General features: G+C 61.5%; 1 protein-coding gene. It reads left to right on the forward strand.

Annotated elements, in window-relative coordinates; all coding sequences use genetic code 11:
* Window positions 1–66: 66 nt before the first annotated feature.
* Window positions 67–1,178 (forward strand): IS3 family transposase gene (locus FXB40_RS47165; protein ID WP_148779073.1). Its coding sequence is split into 2 segments (ribosomal slippage): window positions 67–322 and window positions 322–1,178, totalling 1,113 coding nucleotides; the frame shifts between segments, so codons are not numbered across the junction.
* Window positions 1,179–1,204 lie beyond the last annotated feature (26 nt).

The following is a 1,204-nucleotide window of genomic DNA, read 5'->3' on the forward strand; positions in this document are numbered from 1 at the left end:
GACCTGCTCCCCTGAAACGCCCCCGGTTTTGAGTTAGGGTTCTGTTCTCCACCGAGGAGACGGACGATGCGCAAAAGCAGGTTCACGGAAGAGCAGATCATCAAGGTCTTGAAGGAACACGCTGCCGGGATGTCGGCGAGCGATCTGTGCCGCAAGCACGGCATCAGCGATGCGACGTTCTACAAGTGGCGCTCGCGCTATGGCGGGATGGAGATCTCCGACGCCCGCAAGCTGAAGGCCCTGGAGGAGGAGAACCGCAAGCTCAAGAAGCTCCTGGCGGAATCGATGCTGGATGCGTCGACGCTGAAGGAGATGCTTGGAAAAAACTTCTGACGCCCAGCTTGCGGAGACGTGCTGTGACCTGGGCGATGGATGAGAAGGGCTACTCGCAGCGGCGGGCCTGCAGGCTGGTTGGCCTGCAGCCGAAGACCTATCGCTATGCCTCGACACGGCCGGACGATGGTCCGTTGCGAGCCCGGCTGAAGGAATTGGCGTCGCAACGTCGCCGCTTCGGCTACCGTCGCCTGGGGCTGCTATTGGCTCGGCAAGGGGTCCGGATCAATCGGAAGAAGCTGTACCGGCTCTACAAGGAGGAGCGGCTGACCGTGCGCAAACGTGGTGGCCGCAAACGGGCATTGGGTACTCGGGCGCCGATAGCGATCCCGCAGGATCAGAACCTGCGCTGGTCGCTCGACTTCGTGATGGATACGCTCTCCAGCGGTCGGCGCTTCCGCGTCCTGACTCTGGTCGACGACTTCACCCGGGAATGTCTGGGCCTGGTCGTCGACACCTCGCTCACCGCGCTACGCGTCGTGCGCGAGCTTGGCCAGATCATCGAAAGCCGTGGCTGCCCGCGCATGATCGTCAGCGACAACGGCACCGAGTTCACCTCAAATGCGATCCTGGCCTGGCAGGAGGAGCTAGGGATTGAATGGCATTACATCGCGCCCGGCAAGCCGATGCAGAACGGCTTTGTCGAAAGCTTCAACGGCCGTCTGCGCGATGAGTGTCTCAACGAGCACCTGTTCGCCAATCTCAACGAGGCTCGTCAGATCATCGAGGAATGGAGGATCGACTACAACACCAACCGACCGCACACGAGCCTCAACGGGCTCACACCGACCGAGTTTGCAACCCGCCCCAACAGGGGCCAAACCCAGAACGGACTCTCCTTATAACCGGGGGCAAATTGGGGAGCAGGTCA

The sequence above is a fragment of the Bradyrhizobium rifense genome (assembly GCF_008123425.1).
Taxonomy (GTDB): Bacteria; Pseudomonadota; Alphaproteobacteria; order Rhizobiales; family Xanthobacteraceae; genus Bradyrhizobium; species Bradyrhizobium rifense.